Consider the following 4,307-nt stretch of genomic DNA (forward strand, 5'->3'; position numbering starts at 1 on the left):
ACTAGAAAACAGAACCTTTCAGAAAACTACATGACACATGAGCTAAATAAAAAAACGACGTAACACACGAGAGGGAGTATTTCGACACTCCCTCTCGTCCATAAAATCTGAAAGTCCCTAAGGTCGTAAAGTCAACGGACTTTATAGACTAATCAACTTCACGCTATCAACTTGCTATCCGACACTTCCTTTCCCCTCTTCAACATGGCAAAACAATACACTTTCACTTTCGTATTATCCCATTCTTCGGGAAGGGCATAACTTGTGCTACCGCTCTCGCCACGAGTTCTCAACTCCACCAATCTTGATCTGCCTCGCTCCGTTTCGTACAACACGGCATACACTTGGTCATCGACAAACGCGTAACCATCCTCTTCCGCTTGCTCCACTTGCGAGAACTGATATTTATTGTTTTCCTCGTCATACGTTACCGTCACCTTCGGCGGGTTCAATATTCCGGATGCTACCAACAATTGATCGAAATTAACGGTTGCCACGTTCTGTTCATTCACCTCTACCGCTTTCATATTCCGTGCCACAAAAGCATTCGATGTAGAACCGTTACCAATTCCCACGAATCCTTTTCGGATAACGGGCAAAAGATTTCGAGACAACTGCACCAACGCTTTCATCCTTGCCCGTTGAGCTAACATCTCCGGTGTAGGATTATCTTTTCTTGAAAAAATTTTCGCTTTCGCGATATTCTTTCTTCTCGTGTAACACAATGTGATGTTACCCACTGATTTTTTCGCTTTACCTAACAAATAAGAATTAAATTCTGCCATAATAATACAATTGAAAATTAATAATTGAAAATGAACATTGCATCCCCGGTATGGATCCGAATACCTCGGATGCATTTTTTTAGTACAACGTAATTTCAGGTAGCGCCGGTCCCGGATCAATCTTACGGGGAGTAATATCCGAATGACGCAGAATATGCCTAATAGGGTATTCCGACACCAACACCCGACACACATCACGCAACACTCGTATTTGCCTATCCGTGTACTTGTGCCAATAAGAGATATTCCCACCCGAATCGTCCGCATAAACATCTGATGCCGCTACCTCCGCACCACACTCTGCCACAAACCGTTTCCCGTCCCAACGCAACTTCCCGAGATTATCAAGCTCGATTCCAATCGAGAAATGATTGAACTCCGCACGTCCCCTGTAAAAACTCCTACCGGCATGCCACGCCTCGACATTAAACGACACCAATTGAAACACCTTCCCGTCCCGCCCAATCACGACATGAGCGGATGCACCCACGTCCGGACGAGTAAGGTAGAACGATGACGATTCGGCACTCCTGCCAGCCGTGTAATGTAACACGATAGTATCCGGATTTTTTAGCGGTCTGGTATTCTTCGAACAAACCAAATGCACCACCTCACCATCCACCAAACGATGGTTCACGATTGAAAATTGAGAATTAAAAATTGAAAATGAACTCATAAATCTAAAATCTAAAATTAAAAACGTCGTTTCCGCGCGAAGACTTGTAAGATTTTCTCCCCACTTCTCCCCATCACGTACCCGCCTATCCCCACCTCCAGCAAATCCCAGAACCGGGAGGTATCGGCAAGAATCGGCAAACTCGTGAATGTCCCCACGAGCACAATCAAGGCAAAAGTCAACATCACCAACGGTCGCCACGAACGTTGCAACCAATTACCCCGGGCCTCTTCCGCCAGCACCTCCGTTCGGGCTTCCATCACCCGTTGCTCCCACTCGACAAAAACTTTCAATAAATCCGTCTCCAGTTGTTTCTTCTCCCTCGCCGGAAGCGTCAGCCGGTCAACCAATTCGCTGACCGCACCGACAATACCTTTCACCGGACTCATACCTTCAAGTGTTGCGAATCCGAAACATACTCACCCCCGGGGGACACGAAAAAGCAATACAAATGAACCTCCACGTCTTTGATTCGCGGCAACCGGAAGGTCACCGTTCCATCACGCCTCACGGCTTTCAAATCATCCACCACCTCCGGCGAGAACAACCGATCCCCGTAAAGCAAGGCCACCATCAAGCGATCATTCTCCCCTAGATAAAGGTCCTCGTCATCATCTCCCCACCGGAGCGTCACTTGCCCGGAATCATCAAGAGAAGCCTCAATATCGCGAGCGTCACAACGGTTTCCCACCGCCAAGCGTAACCCGTCAAAATCAACTATCCTGCCCTCGTGGTCGAACATATTCAAATTCTCCCTCATGAACAAAGTATAGCCCGTGAGTTTTGCCCTCTTCCCCGACAATCTCCAAATCTCCCCCAGCGGGGTATCCTTCAATCGCTGGTAAAAACGAAGTGCCACCCGAAACCTGGCACGCACCATTTGTTGCTTCGGCGTATTCGGGTTTGTCACCTTTGTCGCCACTGCCCGAGCGTAACATTTCCCGTTACGCCCGACAAAAATCGTGTTACCGATTCGTCCCCTGATCTTAAAAATACTGCTTACTTCTGCCATCACCCCACGTTTTTAAATGAACAATCCACATTTCTCGTCCTATTTCCCCCGCGTACAAGAGGAAATGGAGATATAATAAAGATTCGCCAAGGACACTCAATCACGACAAGAATCGTATCACGATAGTCATGTCCGGTGTTAGTCAAATGGTTCTCGGGAGTATCTCTGGAGTTGTAGCCCGTTCTCTTCCTCTTCCCTCCCCGTTTTCTTCCCCTTCTCAACGGGAAACACGCCTGCTCCCCCGGGGATGTCTGTCAATAATCTCATAACTTTGTTTTTTTTAATTACATCCCAAAAGTAACACGCTGTATAGCCGAACGCAAGTTTATTATTCGAGCTCGGGAGAACAAGACGCCCACCGGAAGTATTCTTCGTCTGAGAATACACAAGAATTTAAACTTCTAATTAATAAGATTTAATTTCACGCAATCTATCGAAGAAATTACATACACTTACAAAACTTATACACTATATTTGTACTGTATAACAATACTATTATGCATATAAATAGAAATATAAACATACAAGACGAAAAACTATCTAATGGTTTACAAGAAGTTTTAGTAATAATGGATCAAATCCAGAATAGTACAGACACCAAACATATTATAGATTTTAGCCACACTACATTTGTATCACCGACATTTGTACTTCCTTTAATGCTTTTTGTCAAAAGTTCTGACAAAGAAATCCACTTCATGAATATCACACCTTATATGAATCTTCTACATTTTGGCGATGGATTTTCCCCTGATCAAATAAGAAAAACCGAATTTACCGCACGAATGGAAGAGTACACAAGAAAAACATATATCCCTATCATCAATTTTCCCGCAACAGATAGTCACGAAGATGATAAAAACAATATTCTTTCAACAATAGAATTTATTATAACGAAACAACTCAATTTAACACCCAATATTATTACCGGATTAAAATATATGATTGGAGAAATTGTTGACAATATCACAGAACATTCTCATTCTGAACGCGGATATATATTTGCACAAGCGTACCCGACCAAAAAATATTTAGATATTTGTATCGCAGATAGTGGTATCACTTTATTAGGTAGCTATCAAAAAAATAATGAAGAAGAAATCGCTTCCGACCTCGAAGCGATTCAAGCTGCCAACAGGGGAATCTCCACGAAAAACCTTCCTAATGCAGAGAATAGAGGGTATGGTATCATAACCTCTCGCAGAATGCTAACGGATGGATTAAACGGACAATACATCATGATCTCTGGTAGTGCCATGTATGCACGTGACAGAAATTTAGATCAGTTTATTGTACTACCCGATAAAATTTATTGGAAGGGTACTATTATTGCTTTACGAATCCCATATATAAATCGTAAATTTCAATACATTAACTATATTGAATAAATAAATTTTGTAACTTTGCAATATGGATAAGATAACAATAGATATTTCAGCGATAATTAGCCAAGACCTTAAATCTAGAGTTGTGGTTCGAGATTTTGAATTATATATTAAAAATCTCCACGTTCCCGTAGTTATTGTTGATTTTCGTAATGTAAAATTTGCAACACGTAGTTTCATCGATGAATTTTACAATACATTTTTAAAATCAGAAAACGCTGAAACAAAAGTAGAACTCGAAAATATTCCCTCTGATTTACAAGCAATTTTCGAGGCTGTCAAGCTAACACAAAATCGTCCGAAAAGTAAAGACAACACAGGTGCTGTTGTTTACTTGGACAATATATCAGATATTAAAAAATTTTTTAGCACGTTAGCTTTATAAGATTTCACGAACCTGCCCGGGAGGTTGCCTCTCGGGACGGGTTATACATGTTTATTTATTATTT

7 protein-coding genes are annotated in these 4,307 nt (G+C 42.1%); 2 read left to right on the forward strand and 5 right to left on the reverse strand.

Annotated features, from left to right (window positions below):
- Nucleotides 1-158: 158 nt before the first annotated feature.
- The 5 genes from Q5866_RS20795 to Q5866_RS20815 form a co-directional block, all read right to left on the reverse strand.
- Complete coding sequence (locus tag Q5866_RS20795; RefSeq protein ID WP_186978580.1) at nt 159-785, reverse strand: DUF6266 family protein; 627 nt, start codon at nt 783-785, stop codon at nt 159-161.
- A 79-nt stretch (nt 786-864) separates the two neighbouring features.
- Nucleotides 865-1,461 carry an N-acetylmuramoyl-L-alanine amidase gene (locus tag Q5866_RS20800; RefSeq protein ID WP_186978581.1) on the reverse strand — a complete coding sequence of 199 codons (597 nt, stop codon included), beginning with the start codon at nt 1,459-1,461 and terminating at the stop codon, nt 865-867.
- Between the two features lie 17 nt (nt 1,462-1,478).
- A complete protein-coding gene (locus Q5866_RS20805; protein WP_303182296.1) occupies nt 1,479-1,850 on the reverse strand; it encodes a 3TM-type holin in 372 nt (123 codons plus the stop codon).
- Nucleotides 1,847-2,473 carry a DUF6266 family protein gene (locus Q5866_RS20810; RefSeq protein WP_303182298.1) on the reverse strand — a complete coding sequence of 209 codons (627 nt, stop codon included), beginning with the start codon at nt 2,471-2,473 and terminating at the stop codon, nt 1,847-1,849. The genes Q5866_RS20805 and Q5866_RS20810 overlap by 4 nt, the downstream gene beginning before the upstream one ends.
- Nucleotides 2,474-2,611: 138 nt before the next feature.
- On the reverse strand, nt 2,612-2,740 hold the full coding sequence (locus tag Q5866_RS20815) for a hypothetical protein (RefSeq protein WP_303182299.1): 129 nt from the start codon (nt 2,738-2,740) through the stop codon (nt 2,612-2,614).
- Between the two features lie 230 nt (nt 2,741-2,970).
- On the opposite strand from Q5866_RS20815, the gene Q5866_RS20820 reads away from it, so the two are divergent.
- The gene (locus Q5866_RS20820; protein WP_099290415.1) at nt 2,971-3,861 is read left to right on the forward strand and encodes a hypothetical protein; all 891 of its coding nucleotides are present in this window, start codon (nt 2,971-2,973) and stop codon (nt 3,859-3,861) included.
- Between the two features lie 22 nt (nt 3,862-3,883).
- The gene (locus Q5866_RS20825; RefSeq protein ID WP_099290416.1) at nt 3,884-4,243 is read left to right on the forward strand and encodes a hypothetical protein; all 360 of its coding nucleotides are present in this window, start codon (nt 3,884-3,886) and stop codon (nt 4,241-4,243) included.
- The last annotated feature ends 64 nt before the right edge of the window (nt 4,244-4,307 follow it).

It is taken from the genome of uncultured Butyricimonas sp., assembly GCF_959596855.1.
Taxonomy (GTDB): Bacteria; Bacteroidota; Bacteroidia; order Bacteroidales; family Marinifilaceae; genus Butyricimonas; species Butyricimonas muris.

Coding starts and splice junctions, on each gene's coding strand:
- Q5866_RS20805 (WP_303182296.1), bottom strand. CDS start 1,850: ATGAGTCCGGTGAAAGGTATTGTCGGTGCGGTCAGCGAATTGGTTGAC.
- Q5866_RS20820 (WP_099290415.1), top strand. CDS start 2,971: ATGCATATAAATAGAAATATAAACATACAAGACGAAAAACTATCTAAT.
- Q5866_RS20810 (WP_303182298.1), bottom strand. CDS start 2,473: ATGGCAGAAGTAAGCAGTATTTTTAAGATCAGGGGACGAATCGGTAAC.
- Q5866_RS20825 (WP_099290416.1), top strand. CDS start 3,884: ATGGATAAGATAACAATAGATATTTCAGCGATAATTAGCCAAGACCTT.
- Q5866_RS20795 (WP_186978580.1), bottom strand. CDS start 785: ATGGCAGAATTTAATTCTTATTTGTTAGGTAAAGCGAAAAAATCAGTG.
- Q5866_RS20800 (WP_186978581.1), bottom strand. CDS start 1,461: ATGAGTTCATTTTCAATTTTTAATTCTCAATTTTCAATCGTGAACCAT.
- Q5866_RS20815 (WP_303182299.1), bottom strand. CDS start 2,740: ATGAGATTATTGACAGACATCCCCGGGGGAGCAGGCGTGTTTCCCGTT.